Source organism: Bradyrhizobium sp. 199, from assembly GCF_023073355.1.
Taxonomy (GTDB): Bacteria; Pseudomonadota; Alphaproteobacteria; order Rhizobiales; family Xanthobacteraceae; genus Bradyrhizobium.
Genome location: NZ_JADPJI010000005.1, coordinates 1657631 through 1677392, shown reverse-complemented (window position 1 = coordinate 1677392; position 19762 = coordinate 1657631). Strand labels below are relative to the sequence as shown.

Here is a 19762-nt window from a genome sequence, read left to right as displayed (position 1 = left end):
GCATGACCTCGGACTCGGAGGGCCGCGCAGCGCAAAGTGTTGAGCGGTTTTCCGAAAAGGTCATGCTCAAACAATGAGGTGGTTCGTCGAACGAACCGTGGGCGTTGAGAGTTGATGTGGGCAGAGACTTCTGTCCAAAACCGTTTTGAAGGAGTGAGCCGATGTCGACCCATATTTCAGTTCCGCCGCAAGCGTTGCTCGAGCGCATTCTCACGCTGGAGATCGTGCGCGTGACGGAGCGGGCGGCGGTGTCGTCGGCGCGGCTGCGCGGGCATGGCAACGAGAAGGCCGCCGACCAGGCTGCGGTGGATGCGATGCGCCGCGAGCTCAACAAGCTCCCGATCGAGGGCACCATCGTGATCGGCGAGGGCGAGCGCGACGAGGCGCCGATGCTCTTCATCGGCGAGAAGGTCGGCATGAACGCCGGCCCGCAGGTCGACATCGCGGTCGATCCGCTCGAAGGCACCACGCTGTGCGCCAAGAACATGCCGGGCTCGATTGCCACGATGGCGATGGCCGACGGCGGCACGCTGCTGCATGCGCCCGACGTCTACATGCAGAAGCTCGCGATCGGCCCGGGTTACGACAAGGGGGTCGTCGATCTCGATGCGACACCGGCCGACAATGTCCGCCGTCTCGCCAAGGCCAAGGGCGTCAGGCCTGACGGCATCACCGTTCTCGTGCTCGATCGTCCGCGCCATGCCAGCATCATCGAGAGCGTGCGCTCGACCGGCGCCGCCGTGCGCCTGATCACCGATGGCGACGTCGCCGGCGTGATCCATTGCGCGGACCCTGACAATACCGGCGTCGACATGTATCTCGGCACCGGCGGTGCGCCCGAAGGCGTGCTCGCGGCCGTGGCGCTGCGCTGCATCGGCGGCCAGATGCAGTGCCGCCTCATCCTGGACTCCGAGGAGAAGCGCGAGCGCGCCGCCAAGATGGGCGTCAACGATCCCAAGATGATCTACGGCATCGAGGATATGGCGCGCGGCGATTGCCTGTTCGCCGCCACCGGCGTCACCACGGGCTCGCTGCTCTCGGGCGTCAAATTCCGCAAGGACGGCGTGATCGAGACCGAGACGGTGGTGATGCGCTCCGTCACCGGCACCGTGCGCTACATCAAGGCCGAGCACCGCGAGCTGGCCAAGTTTCATTTGGACTGAGAAGTCGGTCATTCCGGGGCGACGGGACGCGCAAAGCGAGCGGTCCGGAGAACCGGAATCGATGGGGTCGCAGAGCCCGCTGCGAAATGGATTCCGGGCTCGATGCTGCGCATCGTCCGGAATGACAACAAGAATAAACAGGGGAAACGCGCATGTCCGATCTCTCGGCCGTCAAGGCCCTCGTGTTCGACGTGTTCGGGACGGTCGTGGACTGGCGCACCAGCCTGATCAGCGACTTCATGTGGTGGGGCAAACAGCGCGGCATCAGCGCCGACTGGACTGCTTTGGTCGATGGCTGGCGCGGCATGTACATGGCCTCGATGGACGACGTGCGCAAACATCCCGAGCGCGGCTATGTCATGCTCGACGATCTGCACCGCCGCTCGCTGGAAAAGCTGGTTGATCAATTCTCGATCAAGGGTCTCACCGACGCCGATCTCGATTATCTCACCAAAGGCTGGCACCGCCTGCACCCCTGGCCCGACAGCGTCGCCGGCCTCAGGCGACTGAAGGCGAAATTCGTGATCTCGCCGCTCTCGAACGGCAACGTCGCGCTGCTCACCAACATGGCGAAGTTCGCAGGCCTGCCGTGGGACCTCATCATGTCGGCCGAGTTGTTCGAGCACTACAAGCCAGATCCCGAGACCTATCTCGGTGCAGCAAAGCTGCTTTGCCTTGAGCCGGGCGAGGTGATGATGGTCGCCGCCCATAACGGCGATCTCGCGGCCGCACAGAAGAACGGCCTGAAGACCGCCTTCGTGGCGCGGCCGACAGAGTACGGGCCGCTTCAGAAGGTCGATTTCGAAGCGACGGGACAATGGGACATCGTGGCCAAGGACTTTGGCGGCATCGCCGACCGGCTGGGGTGCTGACGGCGGCCTTGACAAGACGTCCGCGTGCATCGTCGATCCGGGCGGCACGCGCCGCCCGGACTTGACGAGCTACAGCGTCATCTGCATCGGTTCGGGATAATAATGGAATCCCTCACCGGCCTTGGCGACATGGCCGTAGCCCGGCCAGGCGAAGTGATAGGACATCACCGGGGTCTTGTTCGCCGCCAGCATCGTCAGCAGTTTTACGCGCGATTCCGCCGCCTGCTTCGGATCGGTGTCGTAGGAGAATTCCATGCGCGGCCGTTCGAGCAGCAGCACGGCATGGTGCGAGAGATCGCCGAGGAAGGCGAACGACTTGCCGGCCGAGGACACCATGAAGATGGTGTGGCCGACGGTATGACCGGGCGCCGCAATCGCCTGCACGCCCGGCAAGAATTCCTGGCCGTCCTTGAAGAACACGATGCGGTCGCGGACCGGCAGCAGGTTCTTGCGGGCGTGGACGACGAAGTCCTTGACCGGGCTGCCGAGCTTGCCCTCGTCGGTCCAGAAATCGAAATCGGTCTGGGAAATGTAGACCTGGGCGTTCGGAAACAGCGGCTTGCCGCCTTCGTCCACGATGCCGCCGATATGATCGATATGGGCATGCGAGCAGACCACCGCATCGATGTCCCCTGGCTTGATGCCCGCCTCGGTCATGCTCTTCTGTTGTCGCCCGGTGGTCGGTCCGAAGGCCTTCGAGGAACCCATGCCGGTATCGAACAGGATGAGCTTGTCGCCCGTGTTCACGATCGGCGAGTTCTGCTCGAGCACGACATTGTCCGGCGACAGGAAATTGTCGGACAGCATCTTCTTCACTTCTTCCTTGGAAACGCCGGTGAAGGTGCCCGAGGGATCGCCGAGCGGCAACGGTCCGTCAGAGACGACGGTGACTTCCGCGTCGCCGAGAACGAAGCGGTGCCAGTAGGGCGTTTGCGTGCCGAGCTTGGGAGCGCGCGCCATCGCGCTGCTGCCGAGCATTGCGCTGGCACCAAGGCCAGCCCCAAGAGCCAACAAGGACCGACGTGAGACATCGATTGTCATGCGTTTCCTCCGCTTTTGTCTTTTGTTTTGCGCGATTGTTTGCGCGTACATTCGGCCTGAGCCGAGAGTCGAATGCTGCGCCGGTTCAAACAAGCTAGCAAGTGGAAACGGTTCGGTGATAATCGCGGCTTGTCAAAATTGGATGCGCAATTCCGGCGCGACAAAAGACGTCCCTTGCCGAGGTTGCTCTCGTCAGCACCTCCGACCAGAGCGGCCGATGGCAGTCAATGATTGTGTCGCGATTATGTCTCCTGGCCGCGATGCGGCGGGATTGCAGGATTCTTTTTGCTTCGCGAACGCCGCCTCACGCAATTCGCGGCATAAAATCATTGCCTTCTGTCTCGGCAAAGCCCGCCTGCAGCACCTCTTCGCGCTTATGGCGCAGATGCGCACGCAGGATATGGGAGAGGCCGGCGCCGTCGCGCCTCTGGAGCGCGTTCAGGATTGCCTCATGCTCCTTCACGGCGAGCGCCCAGCGCTGCGGCGTCATCGGCGTGACGTAGCGCGCGCGCCGGATGCGCGCCGTCACGGAGGTGTACAACCCCGCGAGCACGGGGTTTCCGGCCGCGTTGACGATGGCTTCGTGAATGGCGCGGTTGCCACGGTAGTACTGGATCAGGTCGCCCTCGCGATGATGCTGGACCATGTCCGCATGCATGGCGGCGATCGCGTCGATCTCGCCGTCAGTGATGCGCTCGCAGGCGAGCTCGCCGGCGAGCGCCTCCAGTCCCTGGCAGACCTCGAACAGGTCGCGCATGTCCTTGTCGGTCAGTTTTGCCGCGCGCGAGCCGCGATGCGGCAGCAACTGCACGAGACCTTCCGCAGCCAGCACTTTGAGCGCCTCGCGCAGCGGCGTGCGCGAAATCTCGAGCCGCTCGCACAGCTCCCGTTCGGGGATTCGGGCGCCCGGCGGGATTTCGCCGTCGAGCAGGATGGTGCGGATGCGTCCGACGACGTCTTCATGGAGCATAGGTCTGAGCTCAATTTGCATTCAAAAATGAGCTTACACGCAGATATTTCGAAGTTCCAGCTTGAAAAACCCAGATTTTGCATTCAAAAATATAAGAAATAGAAGGACGTCGAGGAAATGGACCTGCAAGCCGAGGCAGACGACCTGGTTTTTGAATGCAAGGACGGCATCGGACGGATCACCTTCAACCGCCCGCAGGCCCGCAACGCCTTCACCTTCGCCATGTACGAGCGGCTCGCCGCGGTCTGCGAGGAAGCCAACCGCGACCACGCCATCAAGGTGCTGGTGCTACGCGGGGCCGGCGACAAGGCGTTCGCCTCGGGCACCGACATCAACCAGTTCCGCGAATTCAGCACGCCCCAGGACGCGATCGACTACGAGAACCGCATTGATCGCGTGCTGACCACGCTCGAACAGTGCCGCGTGCCGACCATCGCGGCGATCAACGGTTTCTGCACCGGCGGCGGGGCGGGCATTGCGGCAGCGTGCGACCTGCGCATCGGCACGACAACCGCGAAGATCGGGTTTCCCATCGCCCGAACGCTCGGCAACTGCCTGTCGATGTCCAATGTCAGCCGTCTCACCGCGCTCATCGGCGCCGCGCGCGTCAAGGATCTCATCTTCACCGCGCGCCTCGTCGGCGCCACGGAGGCCGCAAGCGTGGGGCTGCTCGGCGAGGTCGTCGAGGATATCGAAGCTCTCGATCGGCGCGCCGACGAGGTGGCGCGCCTCCTCGCCAGCCATGCGCCGCTGACGCTGAATGCGACCAAGCAGGCGGTGGCGCGCCTGCAAGGGCGGCTGACGGGGGACGAGGGCGAAGACCTCATCCTGATGTGCTACACGAGCCAGGATTTTCGCGAAGGGCTCGATGCTTTCCTCAACAAGCGCCCGCCGCAATGGCGCGGCCAATAGGACGGGCCGATGCAAAGCGACCGATCGCAATCAACCCCCCGCCGTTCGGGGCCGCTTGCCGGCCTCAAGGTCATCGATCTCACCCATGTCATGGCTGGGCCGACCTGCACCCTGATGCTCGCCGACATGGGCGCCGACGTCATCAAGATCGAGAAATCGCCGAACGGTGACGACACCCGCCACTCGGTGCCGCCGAAGATCGGCGACGAGGCGGCCTCCTTCCTGATGATGAACCGCAACAAGCGCGGCATCGTGCTGGACCTGAAGACCGACGGCGGCAAGCAGGTATTGCGCCGGCTGATCGCGGACGCCGACGTGCTGGTCGAGAATTTTGCGCCCGGTGCGATGGAGCGCCTCGGCTTCGGCTATGAGGAGCTGCACGCCGCATTCCCGGCACTGATCTACTGCTCGCTGTCGGGCTTTGGCCGCACCGGTCCCTACAAGCATCGCCGCGGTTTTGACCTCGTCGCGCAGGCGATGAGTGGCATCATGAGCTTTACCGGGGAACGTCCCGACGGGCCGCCCGTGAAATGCGGTCCGCCGCTGTCCGACATCACCGCAGGTCTGCTCGCGAGCATGGGCATCCTCGCCGCCTATACGCACCGTCTCAAGACCGGCGAGGGTCAGTGGGTGGAGACTTCCCTTTATGAGGCTGCCCTGGTGCAGACCTATTGGCAGTCGACCATCGCGCTGGCCGCGGGCACGGCACCACGCGCGATGGGCTCGGCCCATCCGCTCAACGCGCCGTATCAGGCCTTTGAGGCCTCCGACGGCTGGCTTGTGGTCGGCGGCGCCAACAAGAAGCACTGGCTGTTGATGCTGGAGGCGCTCGGCGCCAGCGAGCTCGCCGCCGATCCGCGCTTCGTCACCGGGGCTGACCGCATGGCCAATCTGAAAGCGCTCGAAGCGGTCCTGAGCGAGCGTTTCCGCACCAAGTCGCGAGCGCACTGGCTCGCGGCGCTGGACGAGAAGGGCGTGCCGTGCGGCCCCGTGCATGACATGCTGGAAGCGCTCAGTGATCCCCAGACGCTGGCGCGCGAGATGGTCGTCGAGGTCGAGCATTCCACGCTCGGTCCGGTCAAGACCATCGGTCTTCCCGTCAAATTTTCGGAGACCCCGGGCAAAGTGCGATCAGGCGCGCCGGTCTATGGTGAGCACACCAGCGAGGTTCTGGCCGAGCACGGGTTCGACCAGAACCAGATCGAAGCGCTCGAAAAAGAAGGCGCGATTGTGCTGGCATCAGGAAGACGCGAGGAACGCGTCGCCTGAGCGGAGCTCGAGACGACAAGCACAAAGACAAAAACATAAAAGACAAATCAGCTGGAGGAAATCATGGGTCGGACGTCAAAGCTTCTGCTCTCCGCAGCCGCAGCCGTGCTCGCCGGCACGATGCCGGCGCTCAGCGCCTGGCAGCCGCAAAAGCCGATCGAGTTCGTGGCCACCGCGGGGCCCGGCGGCGGCACCGACAATCTCGCCCGCGCGGTGCAGAACATCATCACCAAGCATAAGCTGGTGGAGCAGCCGATCGTTGTCGTCAACAAGGGCGGCGGCAGCGGCGCCGAGGGCTACGTCTACGGCAAGGCCTCCGCCGGCGATCCCTACAAGGTGATCTTCGGGACCTCGAACGCCTGGCAGCAGCCGCTCGTCTCCAAGGTCGCCTTCAACTATACCGATCTCACCCCGATCGCCGCGATGGCGCAGGACGAGTTCCTGCTCTGGGTCAAGCAGGACGCGCCCTACAAGACGGCGGGCGACTATCTGAAGGCCGCCGCATCGGGCGAATTCAAGATGGGTGGCGCGCAGTCAAAGGACACCGACGAGGTGCTGACGCGCATGATCGAGAAGGCCGGCAAGGTCAAGCTGACCTATATCCCCTTCAAGAGCGGCGCCGAGACTGCGGTCCAGCTCGCCGGCGGACACCTCGAATCCCACGTCAACAATCCCAGCGAGAGCCTCGGGCAATGGCGCGGCGGAACGCAGCGTCCGCTTTGTGTTTTCAGTCCGAAGCGGCTGCCGCAGGGGCCCAAGGTCACCGCAACCGAGGGCTGGAGCGACATCCCGACCTGCGTCGAGCAGGGACTCGACATCAAGCAATATGAGCAGCCGCGCACGGTGTGGCTGCCCGGCAAGGTCACGCCGGACCAGGCCGCGTTCTATGTCGACCTCATGAAGAAGGTGCAGGCGACGCCGGAGTGGAAGGACTACATCGAGAAGACCTCCCAGGTCGACACGTTCCTCACCGGTGCCGAGTTTGACAAGTTCATCAAGGAGGACCTCGAGCACGTCAAGCAGGTCGCCGGCGAGCAGGGCTGGCTGGTGAAGTGAGCTGAATTGTTCGTGGGCCAGGCGCTTCCATGATGCAAACCGCATCTGAGAACCTCATCCTGAGGAGCCCGCGAAAGCGGGCGTCTCGAAGGATGGCCGCGGGCGCCATCTCGCCTGTGGCCGTCCGAGACGCGCGCAAGGGCGCGCCCCTCAGGACGAGGCTGGTGAATGACGCGCCGTTGTCTCTCGTCATCGGGAGCCCCGAATGATCTCCCGCCGCGCGCTTGAACTTGCGACCGCCGTCCTCACCGGCAGTTTTGGTGTGACCGTCGTCGTCTCAAGCCTCGACAATGGCATCGGCTGGTCGAGCACGGGGGTCGAAGCCGGCACGTTCCCGTTCCTGACCGGCATCATCATCGTGCTCGGAAGTCTCTACAATCTGGTGCGGAGCGTGCTGCCGGCGGCGACGCTCGCAAATGTTCCCATTGCGATCACGTCGATCGAACTGCGCCGTCTTGCCGGCCTGTTCGTGCCGGCCGCGATCTTCGTCGCCGCGATCCCGCTCGCCGGGATGTACGTCGCATCCTCGCTCTATGTCTTCACGGTGCTTGCAATTCCCCGGCACCAATCCGTGCCGCGCGCGCTCGCCATGGCGGCGGCGACCGCGCTCGCGCTCTATGTGGTGTTCGAGCGCATGTTCCAGGTCAGCCTGCCGCACGGCGCGCTCGCCGCGGCGCTCGGTTTCTAACGGAGAAGCCGATGGAGAATCTCTCAGAGCTCTGGCACGGCTTCACCATCGCGGTCACCGTGCCCCATCTGGCTCTGATGGTCGTCGGCGTGCTGCTCGGCATTCTCGTCGGCGTGCTGCCGGGGCTGGGCGCGCCGAACGGCGTCTCGCTGCTGCTGCCGCTGACCTTCGGCATGCAGCCGGTGTCGGCTATCATCCTGCTCTCAAGCATGTATTGGGGCGCACTGTTCGGCGGCTCCGTCACCTCGATCCTGTTCAACATCCCGGGCGAGCCGTCTTCGGTCGCAACCACCTTCGACGGTTATCCGATGGCGCGGGACGGCCGGCCGACCACGGCACTCGCGACCGCCTTCGGCTCGGCTGCCTTCGGTGCGCTGATCGGCGTCATCCTGATCACCTTCCTCGCAACCTGGGTGGCGCAGGTCGCGCTCGCCTTCGGGCCGGCCGAGTATTTTGCCGTCTATTTCCTGGCCTTCGCCAGCTTCGTCGGCATGGGCGGCGCGGCTCCGGTCAAGACAATCGTGGCGCTGGCGATCGGCTTTGCGATCGCCGCGATCGGCATCGACACGGTATCCGGCAGCGTGCGCCTCACCATGGGCGTCGACGAACTGGTCAAAGGCGTGAACTTCGTCGTTGCGGTGATGGGCTTGTTCGGCATCGGCGAACTGCTGGTCGCGGTCGAGGAAGAATTTCATGCCCGCGCGGTGTCTTCGAAGATCGAGTGGCGCGAGGTGTTTCGCGCGATCGGCCGCCTGCCGCGGCATAGCGTTGCGCTGCTGCGCAGCGCTGCGATCGGATGCTGGATGGGGATCACGCCGGGCGGCCCGACCGCGGCATCATTCATGAGCTACGGCATCGCCCGTCGCTTTTCGCGTCGCGGCCGGCATTTCGGCACAGGGGAGGTCGAGGGCATCATCTCGCCGGAGACCGCCGATCATGCCGCCGGCACCAGCGCGTTACTGCCGATGCTCTCGCTCGGCATTCCCGGCTCGGCAACCGCGGCCGTCATGATGGGCGGGCTGATGATCTGGGGTCTCAATCCCGGGCCCATGCTGTTCGTCGACCAGAAGGACTTCGTCTGGGGCCTGATCGCCTCGATGTATGTCGGTAATATCGTTGCCGTCGCTCTGGTGCTGCTGACCGTTCCGGTCTTCGCCGCCTTGATGCGGATTCCCTTCGTGGTCATCGCGCCGCTGATCGTGATCATCTGCGTCGTCGGCGCCTATTCGGTGTCGAACTCCTATCTTGACGTCGTGATGATGCTGGGCTTCGGGATCGTCGGCTATCTCTTCAAGAAGCTGTTCTATCCGCTGGCGCCGCTCGTGCTCGCGATCGTGATCGGTGACAAGGCCGAGGATGCGTTCCGGCAGTCGATGCTGATGTCCAAGGGATCTCTCAGCATCTTTTTTGCAAACAAGCTGGTGACGTGCCTGATCGTGGCCGGCCTTGCGCTTTTGCTGCTTCCGCTCGTGTTGCAGCTCGCGCGGCTCTGGCGCAAGCCGGCAGCGCCCGCAGCCGAAACGACCGCCCAGGAGAAGGTGATCATATGACCGCAAAGCCGCTGATTGCATTGGCAATGGGGGATCCCGCCGGGATCAGCCCGGAGCTGACGGCGAAGCTCGCGGTGCAGGACGACATCCGCGCCCAAACTCGGCTCGTCATCGTCGGGGACCGCCGCATCTTCGACGAAGGCGCGCGCATTGCCGGGGTCAAGCCGGAGCTGAAGACAGTGGAGCAGGGCGCCGATCTGCGCGCGGTACAGGGCGAGGCGCAGTTTGTCGATCTCGGCCATCTCGATGCCAAAGCGGTCGAACCGAAGACTGCGACCCTCGCCGGCGGGAAGTTTGCCCTGGCGAATTACAAACACGCACTTGAACTGGGCCGCGACGGACGTGCCGATGCCGTCTGCTTCACGCCGTTCAACAAGCAGGCGATGCGGCTTGCCCGCGCGGACTATGATGACGAGATCGCGTTTTCGGCCGAGGTGGTCGGTCTCAAGACGCCGGCGAGCGAGTTCAACGTGCTCGACCGGCTCTGGAATGCACGGGTGACCTCCCACATCCCGCTCAAGGACGTCGCCGGGCGGCTATCCAGCGAGCGCATCCATCGCGCGCTCACGCTGACCGATAGCTGCATGCGCAAGGCCGGCTTCGCGCGGCCGCGCATTGCGGTTGCGGGTCTCAATCCGCATGCAGGCGACGGCGGCAATTTCGGCCGCGAGGAGATCGACATCATCGCGCCCGTGGTCGCGACCGCTCAGCGCGAGGGCATTGCCGCGGAGGGACCATTCCCGGCCGACACCGTATTTCTGCGCGCCAAGGGCGGCGCCTTCGATGCGGTGCTGACGATGTATCACGACCAGGGCCAGATCGCGATGAAGCTGATGGGCTTCGATCGCGGCGTGACCTTGCTCGGCGGCTTTCCATTTCCGATCTGCACGCCCGCACACGGCACCGCCTACGACATCGCAGGGCAGGGCATTGCATCGATCGGCGCCAGCCGTGCCGCGCTGCTGCTGGCGGCGGAAATGGCGGCGCGTGACTCCGATCGAATCTGACTTGCCTTGGTCGATCCCTCCTTGGTCGGTCCCTCCTTGGTCGATCCCTTCAATTTGACATTTCGAGAGTTGTTTCGTTTCATATCGGACTTCTCGAACTGTGAGAGAGGCCGTGGACACCGAACTCGCTCGTACGTTTCTGACCGTAGTTGCTTCGGGCAATTTCATCACGGCGGCTGAGCGGCTTCACGTTAGCCAATCCACTATCAGCAGCCGTATTCACACCCTCGAAGACCAACTCGGCTGCACGCTGTTCGTTCGCAACAAGGCGGGTGCGACGCTGACGGCAGCCGGACGGCAGTTTCAGCGTCACGCTTCGACATTGGTCCGCACCGTCGAGCAGGCCCGGCACGATGTGGGCCTTCCCAAGGGCTTTAGCGGGACGCTGGTGGTCGGTGGCCGCATCGGCTTGTGGGAGGAGTTTCTCTTGCTCTGGCTGCCCCGGATGCAGGAAGCCAATCCGCTGATCTCGATCCGTGCGGAAAGCGCGCTGGAGCCGGAGTTGATGCAGGGCCTCGTCGAAGGCCGCCTCGACATCGGCGTGATGTACACGCCGCAAAGCCGCCCGGGCCTCAAGGTCGAGTTGCTGATGGAGGAGCAGCTTGTGCTGGTCTCGACCAAGCCCAGAAGCGAACCGGAGCCGCAGGATGGTTACGTCTATGTCGACTGGGGGCCGGAATTCTATGCCCGCCACAGCGCCGTGTTTCCCAATTTTGCGGGACCCGCGCTGACTGCGAACATCGGCTGGCTCGGGCTTCAGCACGTGCTCGCCAACGGCGGCTCCGGTTACTTCCCACACCGGATCGTGGAGCCGCTGCTCAAGGCCCGGCGCTTGCATCTAGTTGCCGGTGGACCGAAATTCTCGATGCCGGCCTATGTCGTGCACTCACTCGACCAGCCCGACGATCACGTTCAGAGCGCGATCGCGATCATGCGGGACCTCGCCGCCGAGCAGACCCGCCGCATGATCGAAATGCCGGTGCGTGCCACACGCAAGCGTCGCTGACGGCCTGTTCGAAGCTACCCGCGTCTGTGCAGGCGGGTCTCGGCGAGGGCCGTCACGGCGCCAATCGCCAGCATCGCGACAACGATGTCCACGGTCGCGCCGAAGCCGAAGGCCAGAACCACGGCGGCGATCACCGCGGCCAGCATGGAGACGGCAAAGCCTTCGTCGCAGATCAATCGTCGCGCGTGGCCGAGCGGCGTTGCGTGCCTGTTCGTGGGGCGCATCGGCCTCTTGCCTATTGAAACAGCTTCATGGCGTTGAGCAGGGTCTGGATGACGCCTGCGAGCAGGGGGATGCCTGCAAAGCTCCAGGCCAGCGCCAATTGCAGCGGGGTGGTCCTCGCCGTCTGAGCGTTTTGCATGATGTCATGCCCCGACGGGATTGTTGCCGGCCGCGACTGCCGCCGCGATCTCGCTGGCCCGATATGCCGGCTTGATCGCAGCCATGGTCCCGGACAGCCGATAGGCGAGCCAACTCAGCAGCAGCTGGGAGAATGATGCTTCGCTTCGCGATGTCGTGGTCATGGTTGCTCCTTTTGCGTGGCGCGCGTCAAGCGCGCGCCGGTTCGAGGCTTGCCGTGTCGTCGTCTTTCATGTGATGGCGCCTGTCGACGGCGCGGACGCAGAGATTGGCGAGAAAGCCGACCACGAGCAGCCCGGCCATGATGTACATGGTGGTGTTGTAGGCCTGTGCCTTCGGCACGCCGTGCGTCACATTGTATTCGCGGATGTAGTTGATCAGCACCGGACCGGCGATGCCCGCCATGGACCAGGCGGTGAGAAGGATACCGTGAATGGCGCCGACATAGCGGGTGCCGAACATGTCGCGCAGATAGGCCGGCACGGTGGAAAATCCGCCGCCATACATGCTGACGATGATCAGGAAGCACAGCACGAACAGGACGACATTGCCGCTTGCGCCGGCATAAGGCACCGTCACGTAGAGGGCAAAGCCCAGCACCATGTAGACGAAATAGGTGTTTTTGCGCCCGATGAAGTCGGACATCGAGGCCCAGCTGAAACGACCGCCCATGTTGAAGAGGCTCATCAGTCCGACCAGTCCGGCGGCAGCGAGCGCGGTGATTTGTCCCGGAAACATCTCCTGGCTCATCGCCGAGGCTTGGCCGAGCACGCCTATGCCTGCTGTGGTGTTGCAGAACAGCACAATCCAGATCAGCCAGAACTGCGGCGTCTTGATCGCCTGGTAGACGAACACGTCGTTTTTCGTGATCAGTTTGGTGGTCGCTGCGGGAGGCACGTAGCCTTCCGGCTTCCACCCGGCCGCCGGGACCCGCACGATTGCGGAGCCGACCATCATGAACACGAAGTAGACGCAGCCGAGGGTGAGGAAGGTGCCGAGCACGCCCACATCGCTGGGGCCTGCAAACTTGCTCATCAGCCAGACCGAGAAGGGCGATGCGATCAGCGCGCCGCCCCCGAAGCCCATGATCGCCATGCCGGTGGCCATGCCTGGCCGATCAGGGAACCATTTCATCAGCGTCGAGACCGGCGAGATATAGCCGATGCCGAGCGCGCAGCCGCCGATCACGCCATAGCCGAGATAGATGATCCAGAGACTATGCAGATGGACACCGAGCGCCGAGATCATAAATGCGCTGGCCCAGGCGATCCCGGCGGTGAACATCGCCCGTCGTGGACCGCCTTCCTCGACCCAGCGCCCGAAGATCGCCGCTGACAGGCCGAGGAAAACCATCGCGATCGAGAAGATCCAGCCGAGATCCGTGAGCTTCCAGTCTGCGGGCGTCGATTGGGTGATGCCGATCAGCTTGGTCATCGGCAGATTGAACACGCTGAAGGCGTAAGCCTGTCCGATGCAGAGATGGACGCACAGTGCCGCAGGCGGCACCATCCAGCGGCTGTAGCCCGGCTTTGCGATCGTATGCTCGCGATCGAGGAACGACAGCAGCGAGCGCGAAGGCAGTTCCGAAGCGTCGAGCGTGGTCGTCATCCAGGTCCTCCCCGTCGCTCTCTCTGTGTGAGGCCAGCCGTGCGGCTGCCGAGCGATCGCGCGCCTGAGAAGCTACGTGGGAGTACAAGTTTGGCAAACGAATAATATTGGCTCTTACTATCGGATAAGCCGATATGAAATCGTGCGGCCAAAGATGAGCAGGAGACAATCGGTAGGGGATCATTCCCCCTGGATTTCGGGGATCAGTGGCCGCTCAGGACCAGCGTCTTGACCGGCAGCAGCAGGGCTTGAATACGCAACAGAAGGGCGTGCACCAGCCCGGTGGCATCGACGACATGCAGGGCAAATCCCTTGATTGCGTCGGTCTTGGGGTCTGCTATCGCATCATGGTTGCTCGTATAAGCGTTCACGATGCAGGTCGAGCCTGGTGTGACGCCCTCGAGGCCGCCCTTATAGAGCGGTTCGAGAAACGCCAGGATCGTGCCCGGCTGCCGCAGATTTTGCGGGTCGATGAGCTGTTCGCCCGATCTGAATTGTCCGGCGGCGATGTAGTCCTGAACGCCTGTGACCACGAGCGGAATGATGACCCAGGGTTTCGAGATGCAAGTCGCCTCCGCAAGCATGCCGGGTCGTATGACCTGGGCTTCGATCTGACCGAAACCAGCCTGCAATGAGCGCCGGCCCGCGCCCGCCGGGATCAAGACGCCAGCGGGCCGCATCATCTGGTTGACGACATCGCCGGTGCGCAGAAGGAATTGCTCCACTCGTCCATCGACGCCGGCCCGAATGGAGGTCTTGTCGAGATCGACTTGCGCCTCTGCTATTGCAGCCTCGGCGCTCGCCTTCTCGGCGGGCAGCAGCGTCGAGATTCGCAGGGCCGAAGCCTCCCTTGCGGCACTCGCGGAGTCGACGCCCGCCTGCCGCTGATCGACTATGACCTGGAGTTTTTCGATGTCGCGCTGCGGCACGATCCCGGGATTGCGCCGCTGCAATTCGCCCTTGCTGTCGAGTTCGTCCCGCGCTTGCTGCCAAGCCGCCTTCGCTTCTCCAATTTGGGCTTCCGCCTTGACCACATCGGCCCGTGCGCTGATCAGCGAGGCGTCGACCTCAGCGACCTTTCGTTTTGCCGTCTCGAGCGCCGCCTGCTGCTTGGCGCTGTCCAGGCGGAAGAGGACGTCGCCCTTCTTCACGGGCGCGCTGTACTCGACGTTGACCTCGGCGACGCGGCCGGCGACTTCGGGCAGGATCGGCACGGTGCGGAAGTAGAGCGTCGCCGAACTTGTGGAGGGATGATAGTAGAAGATCATGGTGATCAGCGCGATGGTCAGCATCAGGCAGCCGGTGATGCCCCACCTCAGCTCGTACCAGACCGAGTAGAGCGTGATTTCCTTGCCGAACCGCTTGCCCTGCCGGTAGTGGCGATAAAGATAGTCCGGAAGTATCGTCACAAGCGAGCAAAGCAGGAGCTCAAGCATGACCTTGAACTCCCTCGTTCGACGCATTCTTCGTGCCGGAAATGCCAGTCGGCTCGGTTTCGGATGCTGATCGCGGCGTCTGCGGCGCTGCATCGGCGATCCGCTCCACCGAGCCGGCGATGGTGCGCAGCGGCGTGGAGAAGTCGGGCAGGTCGATCATCGCGAGCAGGAGGCCTGCGATCCAGAAGATGTGCATGTGCGTAAACAGCGAGATGAGGCCGAGTACGGCGACGATCTCGAATTGCAGCTTCTGCGATTTGTGCGCCATGCGCTCCGGAAGACTGTGCAGCTTCCAATAGAGCGTGCCCACCCAAAACAAGACGACGATGAGGAAGATGCCCATGACAACCATCAGGGCGTCCGAGCCGTCGGGTCCGGGTAGGAAGAATGGCAGATGATGCGGCGCTGCTGGATGCATTTGTTCGCTCAAGCTCGTTCCCCCCGCCAGAAGAAGCTCGAGAGCCCACGGTGAGGCTCGTACATTGCCCGACATTGTTCCCTAACGCGGGAAAGAGCAAGGATTGTGTCAGGCTGCCCGCTGCTGTTTTGGCCGACGTGTCAAAAAATTTTGGCGAGTGCAAAACAACTAGCGAAGACAACCCCTTGGCTACTGTGCATGGGGTTGTTTTTGCAAGTTTGGTGGGGCGGGCTACCCGTCCGATGTTGCGGGGCGCCTCACGCGCCGCGGACGATCACACCATACCAGCCGAGCCCACGATAGGTCTCGTACCCCGGCGTCGCGTGAAAGGCGACCAGCGAACCGTTGCGGTCGCGATAGAAGCCGGAGCGCTGGCCGTTCAGCGAGATCGAGATGCGCTCGCTGAGGATGCCCTGGCCGTCCGACGCCGCGATGACGCGCAAATTCGAATCGACCAGCAACACGCGGGCCCTGTCGCTGTCGCCGATGCGCACGCCCTGGACGATGGCGCGGGCCTGCGGCTCCCAGTCGAAATGGATGGCGAGCACGCCGATCGGGACGCCGTTGGCCTCGCCGCCGGCACGAACGCTGGCGCAATAGGTCGCAACTTGCGCGTTGCCGAGCAGCGGCTGGTTCTCGACGTCGCCGGCGACATAGTCGTCACCGGAGCGCAAGCTGCGCGCCTCGCGAAACCATTTGGTGTGGGCGACGTTCTGGCCGACGACGCGAAAGCGGTCGGCGCGGCCATTGGCGATGACGTTGCCATCGAGGTCGCAGAGCCAGAGGTCGAGATAGACCGTGTAGGCCCTGAGGATCACGCCGAGGCGCTGCGAGGCGTGCGAGACGGCCGCCGCGCCGGGGCAGGCCGCGCAATCGACCACGGCGGAATCGGTCGCCCACCAGCGCACGTCGCAGGTTCGTTCATAGAGGTTGCGGTCGATCAGCTCGATCGCGTTCAGGGACAAGTCCATCATGCGCTCGCCGCGCGAGCGTTGGCTCATGCGCTCGATCGAGGCGACGAGATCTCCGGTGCGCTTTGTCAGTTGGCTTTCGAGCTCGCGTGCGATGGTCTCCACCTGCTGGCCGACGCCGCGCACCTCCTGGGCTACCACCGCAAAGCCCGCGCCTTGCGCGCCGGCGCGCGAGCTCTCGATCAGCGCGTTCAGCGCCAGCATCTTCATCTGGTTGGTGATCTGCTGGATCGACTTGGTCTTGTCGACCGCGATCTGGTTGACCTCCGCAGTCAGGCGGTTGATCAGCGCGGAGATGTCGGAATCATCGTCAGCGGGTTCGGGCGCGGTTGGCTTGGCTTTCAGACCCAGCGCAGCAGACATCGGGGGATTTCCCTTGGCAATGAGGTCTGATCTGCAACGAACCCGAAACAACAGATTACAGATCGAATAAAAGTCTTTTTCGAAGATTCCGCCTAACGCCCGCTTAATTTGCTATTGCGCGGTATGCTCAAATGATAGTCACTCAGCTCTGTCGGAGAGCCATCCACCGCTTTGTAGGCCGCTGCCGTTGCAAAGTTCGGCGGATTCCCGGCCAATCCGCCAGTGACCGGACGCCCGCGTGTTCGTCCGGGGTCCCGAGTTCCCAAAGATCGCTCACGAATCATGACGCCGCCAGCCACCGCCTTGCCCGTCGAAGCGCCCCAGGCGTTCCTCGGCGTTGCGCGCTCGCTCACCGACAAGCTCTGGCGCGACCGGCTCGACGCGCGTGGGGCGGCCAAGGCGCTTGCCATCGTGCAGCGGCATCAATTGCCGGAGCTGCTGGCGCGCGTGCTGGCGGGGCGCGGCGTCGATATCGACGCAGTCGCGGACTTCCTCGATCCGACCATCCGCAAGCTTCTGCCGGACCCGTTCACGGTGACGGAGATGGAAGCCGCCGCCAAGCGGATCGCGGATGCCGCGGCGAGGGGCGAGAAGGTCGCGATCTTCGGGGACTACGACGTCGATGGTGCGACCTCGGCGGCGCTGCTGGCCTGGCATCTGCGCCATTGCGGGCTCGATCCGCTGATCCACATTCCCGATCGCATCTTTGAGGGCTATGGCCCGAACGTCGAAGCGGTTCGCGGGCTCGCGGCCAAGGGCGCCACGCTGCTCGTCACTGTCGATTGCGGGACCACCAGCATCGAGCCGCTGGCTGAAGCGAAGCGGCTCGGCATGTCCGTGGTCGTGATCGATCATCACCAGGTCGGCACGGAGCTGCCGGAGGTCGACGCGCTGGTCAATCCGAACCGGCTCGACGATCTCTCCGGCCTCGGCCATCTCGCCGCCGTCGGTCTCGTGCTGGTGACGCTGGTCGCCGTCAACCGCGAGCTGCGCCAGCGCGGGTTCTGGAACGCGGAGATGCCCGAGCCGGATCTGCTCGGCATGCTGCATCACGTTGCGCTGGGCACGGTTGCCGATGTGGCGCCGCTGATCGGCCTCAACCGCGCGTTCGTCGCCAAGGGTTTGATCGCGATGCGGCGCCGCGATCATGTCGGTCATACCGCGCTGATGGACGTGGCGCGGCTCAACGGGCCACCGGAGGCTTGGCATCTCGGTTTCATGCTGGGCCCTCGCATCAATGCCGGCGGCCGCATCGGCCGCGCCGATCTTGGCGTGCGGCTGCTGCTGGAAGGCGACAGCGTCGAGGCCGCGCGGATCGCCGCCGAACTCGACCGCCTCAACAGCGAGAGACGCGTCATCGAGCATGCGGCGGAAGCGCAGGCCGAAGCCGAGGCGCTGGCCTCGATCGGGCTGGAGGACAAGCTCGGCGTGATCGTCACGGCGTCGGAAGGCTGGCACCCCGGCGTCGTCGGGCTCATTGCCTCCCGCCTGAAGGAGAAGTTTTCGCGGCCGGCCTTTGCGATTGCGCTGGAGCCAGGCGGCATCGGCACCGGATCGGGCCGCTCGATCGCGGGGGTCGATCTCGGCAAAGCAGTGCGGCAGGCGGTCACCGACGGCATTTTGCTCAAGGGCGGCGGGCACGCGATGGCCGCAGGCGTGACGTTGCGGAAGGAGAAGCTCGCCGAATTCCGCGCCTATCTCGAGAACGCGCTGGCGCAGGACGTCGCCGAGGCACGCCACGTCAACGAGCTCTATATCGACGGCGCGGTCTCTGCGCGTGCGGTGACGACGGAGCTTGCGGCGACGCTGAACCGTGCCGGTCCGTTCGGTAGCGGCAATCCGGAAGCCGTGCTGGCGTTGCCGGCGCATCAACTCGTCTTTGCAGATGAGGTCGGGCAGGCGCATCTGCGTCTGCGCTTCAAGTCGGGCGACGGCGCCATTGTCAACGGCATCGCGTTCCGCTCGGTCGGCCAGAAGCTCGGCAACGCGCTGCTCGCCAACCGCGGCCAGCAACTGCATGTCGCGGGCTCGCTCTCGGTCGATCGCTATCAGGGCACCGAACGCGTGCAATTCCGCGTCATCGACGTCGCGCTACCGGACCAGGGGCCATCCGTGATTAGATAGCGCTACATCCGACGCGACAAACGCGGAGCGTGTTTGCGCGGAGATCATGCGCGAAAAATAATGCGCTCAGACAACAAAAAGAAAGGGAGTGAACATGGCAGGGCAGGTTGAGGGCAAGGTCGCGCTGGTGACGGGCGGCGCCTCGGGCATCGGCGAAGCCATCGTCGAGCTGTTCGCGCGCGAGGGCGCCGCTGTCGTGATCACCGACATCGACGAGCTGCGGGGCCCTGAACTCGCCCAGCGAGTGACGAAAGCTGGTGGCAAGGCGATCTTCCTGCCGCAGGACGTCACCAACGAGGAGCGCTGGATCGAGATCGTCACCGAGGTTGCCAGGCGCTATGGCCGGCTCGACATCATGGTCTCCAACGCCGGCATCGGCATTGCCGTGCCTTCGATCGTCGACATGACGCTGTCCGACTGGCGCAAGCAGAACGCGATCAACCTCGACGGCGTCTTTCTCTCGGTCAAGCATTGCCTGCCCCTGATGCGCAAGCATGGCGGCGGCTCGATCGTCATGATGTCGTCGCTGGCGGGCCTGCGCGGCTCGCCCGGGTTGTCGGCCTATTCGGCGACCAAGGGCGGCGTGCGGCTGTTCGCCAAGTCGATCGCGATGGAATGCGCGGCTGCGGGCGACGGCATCCGCGTCAATTCGGTTCATCCCGGCATCATCGACACGCCGATCTGGGGCAAGATCCCGACGGGCGCAACGGGCGCCGGCCAGAACGCGCCGATCGATCCGGAGGAGCGCGCGAAGGTCGTCACGCCGCTCGGCCGTGCCGGCCAGGCCGCGGAGATCGCTTCCGGTGTGCTGTATCTCGCCTCCGATGCCTCGCGCTACGTCACCGGCAGCGAACTCGTCATCGACGGCGGCATGAACGCGGGCGGCGTGCCGCGGCGGGCCTGAGCCGCGCAGGGCAGGGCGGCACGCGCAGGGGCTGACGCGCAGGC

The 19762-nt window shown here is 64.1% G+C and carries 20 protein-coding genes; 11 read left to right on the top strand and 9 right to left on the bottom strand.

Going from position 1 to position 19762, the window contains the following annotated elements:
- Positions 1-161: 161 nt before the first annotated feature.
- Both glpX and IVB28_RS16610 read left to right on the top strand, forming a co-directional pair.
- Positions 162-1163 (top strand): class II fructose-bisphosphatase, encoded by a 1002-nt coding sequence (glpX, locus tag IVB28_RS16615; RefSeq protein WP_247527560.1) that lies wholly within the window; start codon positions 162-164, stop codon positions 1161-1163.
- Between the two features lie 152 nt (positions 1164-1315).
- Positions 1316-2035, top strand: a complete 720-nt coding sequence (locus tag IVB28_RS16610; protein ID WP_247527559.1) for a haloacid dehalogenase type II — start codon at positions 1316-1318, stop codon at positions 2033-2035.
- Positions 2036-2104: 69 nt separating this feature from the next.
- Here the strand turns inward: IVB28_RS16610 and IVB28_RS16605 are convergent, their stop codons facing one another.
- Positions 2105-3076, bottom strand: a complete 972-nt coding sequence (locus IVB28_RS16605) for an MBL fold metallo-hydrolase (RefSeq protein ID WP_247527558.1) — start codon at positions 3074-3076, stop codon at positions 2105-2107.
- 304 nt (positions 3077-3380) lie between these two features.
- Positions 3381-4046, bottom strand: coding sequence for a GntR family transcriptional regulator (locus tag IVB28_RS16600; protein WP_247527557.1), 666 nt, complete (start codon positions 4044-4046; stop codon positions 3381-3383).
- A 117-nt stretch (positions 4047-4163) separates the two neighbouring features.
- On the opposite strand from IVB28_RS16600, the gene IVB28_RS16595 reads away from it, so the two are divergent.
- From IVB28_RS16595 to IVB28_RS16565, 7 genes are all read left to right on the top strand, one after another.
- Positions 4164-4958 (top strand): enoyl-CoA hydratase/isomerase family protein, encoded by a 795-nt coding sequence (locus tag IVB28_RS16595; protein ID WP_247527555.1) that lies wholly within the window; start codon positions 4164-4166, stop codon positions 4956-4958.
- A 9-nt stretch (positions 4959-4967) separates the two neighbouring features.
- Entirely contained in the window at positions 4968-6227 is a 1260-nt protein-coding gene (locus tag IVB28_RS16590) for a CoA transferase (protein WP_247527554.1), read from the top strand.
- 63 nt (positions 6228-6290) lie between these two features.
- Positions 6291-7283 carry a tripartite tricarboxylate transporter substrate-binding protein gene (locus IVB28_RS16585; protein WP_247527553.1) on the top strand — a complete coding sequence of 331 codons (993 nt, stop codon included), beginning with the start codon at positions 6291-6293 and terminating at the stop codon, positions 7281-7283.
- Positions 7284-7488: 205 nt separating this feature from the next.
- Positions 7489-7971, top strand: coding sequence for a tripartite tricarboxylate transporter TctB family protein (locus IVB28_RS16580; protein WP_247527552.1), 483 nt, complete (start codon positions 7489-7491; stop codon positions 7969-7971).
- Between the two features lie 11 nt (positions 7972-7982).
- Positions 7983-9521 carry a tripartite tricarboxylate transporter permease gene (locus tag IVB28_RS16575; RefSeq protein WP_247527551.1) on the top strand — a complete coding sequence of 513 codons (1539 nt, stop codon included), beginning with the start codon at positions 7983-7985 and terminating at the stop codon, positions 9519-9521.
- On the top strand, positions 9518-10528 hold the full coding sequence (locus IVB28_RS16570; protein WP_247527550.1) for a 4-hydroxythreonine-4-phosphate dehydrogenase PdxA: 1011 nt from the start codon (positions 9518-9520) through the stop codon (positions 10526-10528). Before IVB28_RS16575 ends, IVB28_RS16570 begins: the two co-directional genes overlap by 4 nt.
- 112 nt (positions 10529-10640) lie before the next feature.
- The gene (locus IVB28_RS16565) at positions 10641-11534 is read left to right on the top strand and encodes a LysR family transcriptional regulator (RefSeq protein ID WP_247527549.1); all 894 of its coding nucleotides are present in this window, start codon (positions 10641-10643) and stop codon (positions 11532-11534) included.
- A 14-nt stretch (positions 11535-11548) separates the two neighbouring features.
- Here the strand turns inward: IVB28_RS16565 and IVB28_RS16560 are convergent, their stop codons facing one another.
- From IVB28_RS16560 to IVB28_RS16535, 7 genes are all read right to left on the bottom strand, one after another.
- Positions 11549-11758 carry a hypothetical protein gene (locus tag IVB28_RS16560; protein WP_247527548.1) on the bottom strand — a complete coding sequence of 70 codons (210 nt, stop codon included), beginning with the start codon at positions 11756-11758 and terminating at the stop codon, positions 11549-11551.
- 11 nt (positions 11759-11769) lie between these two features.
- Positions 11770-11895, bottom strand: a complete 126-nt coding sequence (locus IVB28_RS29420; RefSeq protein ID WP_256466992.1) for a hypothetical protein — start codon at positions 11893-11895, stop codon at positions 11770-11772.
- Between the two features lie 4 nt (positions 11896-11899).
- Positions 11900-12058 (bottom strand): hypothetical protein, encoded by a 159-nt coding sequence (locus tag IVB28_RS16555; protein WP_247527547.1) that lies wholly within the window; start codon positions 12056-12058, stop codon positions 11900-11902.
- 25 nt (positions 12059-12083) lie between these two features.
- Complete coding sequence (locus tag IVB28_RS16550) at positions 12084-13502, bottom strand: OFA family MFS transporter (protein ID WP_247527545.1); 1419 nt, start codon at positions 13500-13502, stop codon at positions 12084-12086.
- 203 nt (positions 13503-13705) lie between these two features.
- Positions 13706-14938, bottom strand: a complete 1233-nt coding sequence (locus IVB28_RS16545; RefSeq protein WP_247527544.1) for a biotin/lipoyl-binding protein — start codon at positions 14936-14938, stop codon at positions 13706-13708.
- Positions 14931-15368, bottom strand: coding sequence for a hypothetical protein (locus tag IVB28_RS16540; protein WP_247527543.1), 438 nt, complete (start codon positions 15366-15368; stop codon positions 14931-14933). The genes IVB28_RS16545 and IVB28_RS16540 overlap by 8 nt, the downstream gene beginning before the upstream one ends.
- Positions 15369-15613: 245 nt before the next feature.
- The gene (locus IVB28_RS16535) at positions 15614-16690 is read right to left on the bottom strand and encodes a methyl-accepting chemotaxis protein (protein ID WP_247527542.1); all 1077 of its coding nucleotides are present in this window, start codon (positions 16688-16690) and stop codon (positions 15614-15616) included.
- 282 nt (positions 16691-16972) lie between these two features.
- Here IVB28_RS16535 and recJ point away from each other — a divergent pair, with 282 nt between their 5' ends.
- Both recJ and IVB28_RS16525 read left to right on the top strand, forming a co-directional pair.
- The gene (recJ, locus tag IVB28_RS16530) at positions 16973-18814 is read left to right on the top strand and encodes a single-stranded-DNA-specific exonuclease RecJ (protein ID WP_247527541.1); all 1842 of its coding nucleotides are present in this window, start codon (positions 16973-16975) and stop codon (positions 18812-18814) included.
- A 94-nt stretch (positions 18815-18908) separates the two neighbouring features.
- Positions 18909-19718: a glucose 1-dehydrogenase gene (locus IVB28_RS16525; RefSeq protein ID WP_247527540.1), complete on the top strand. Its 810-nt coding sequence runs from the start codon at positions 18909-18911 to the stop codon at positions 19716-19718.
- Positions 19719-19762: the final 44 nt, after the last annotated feature.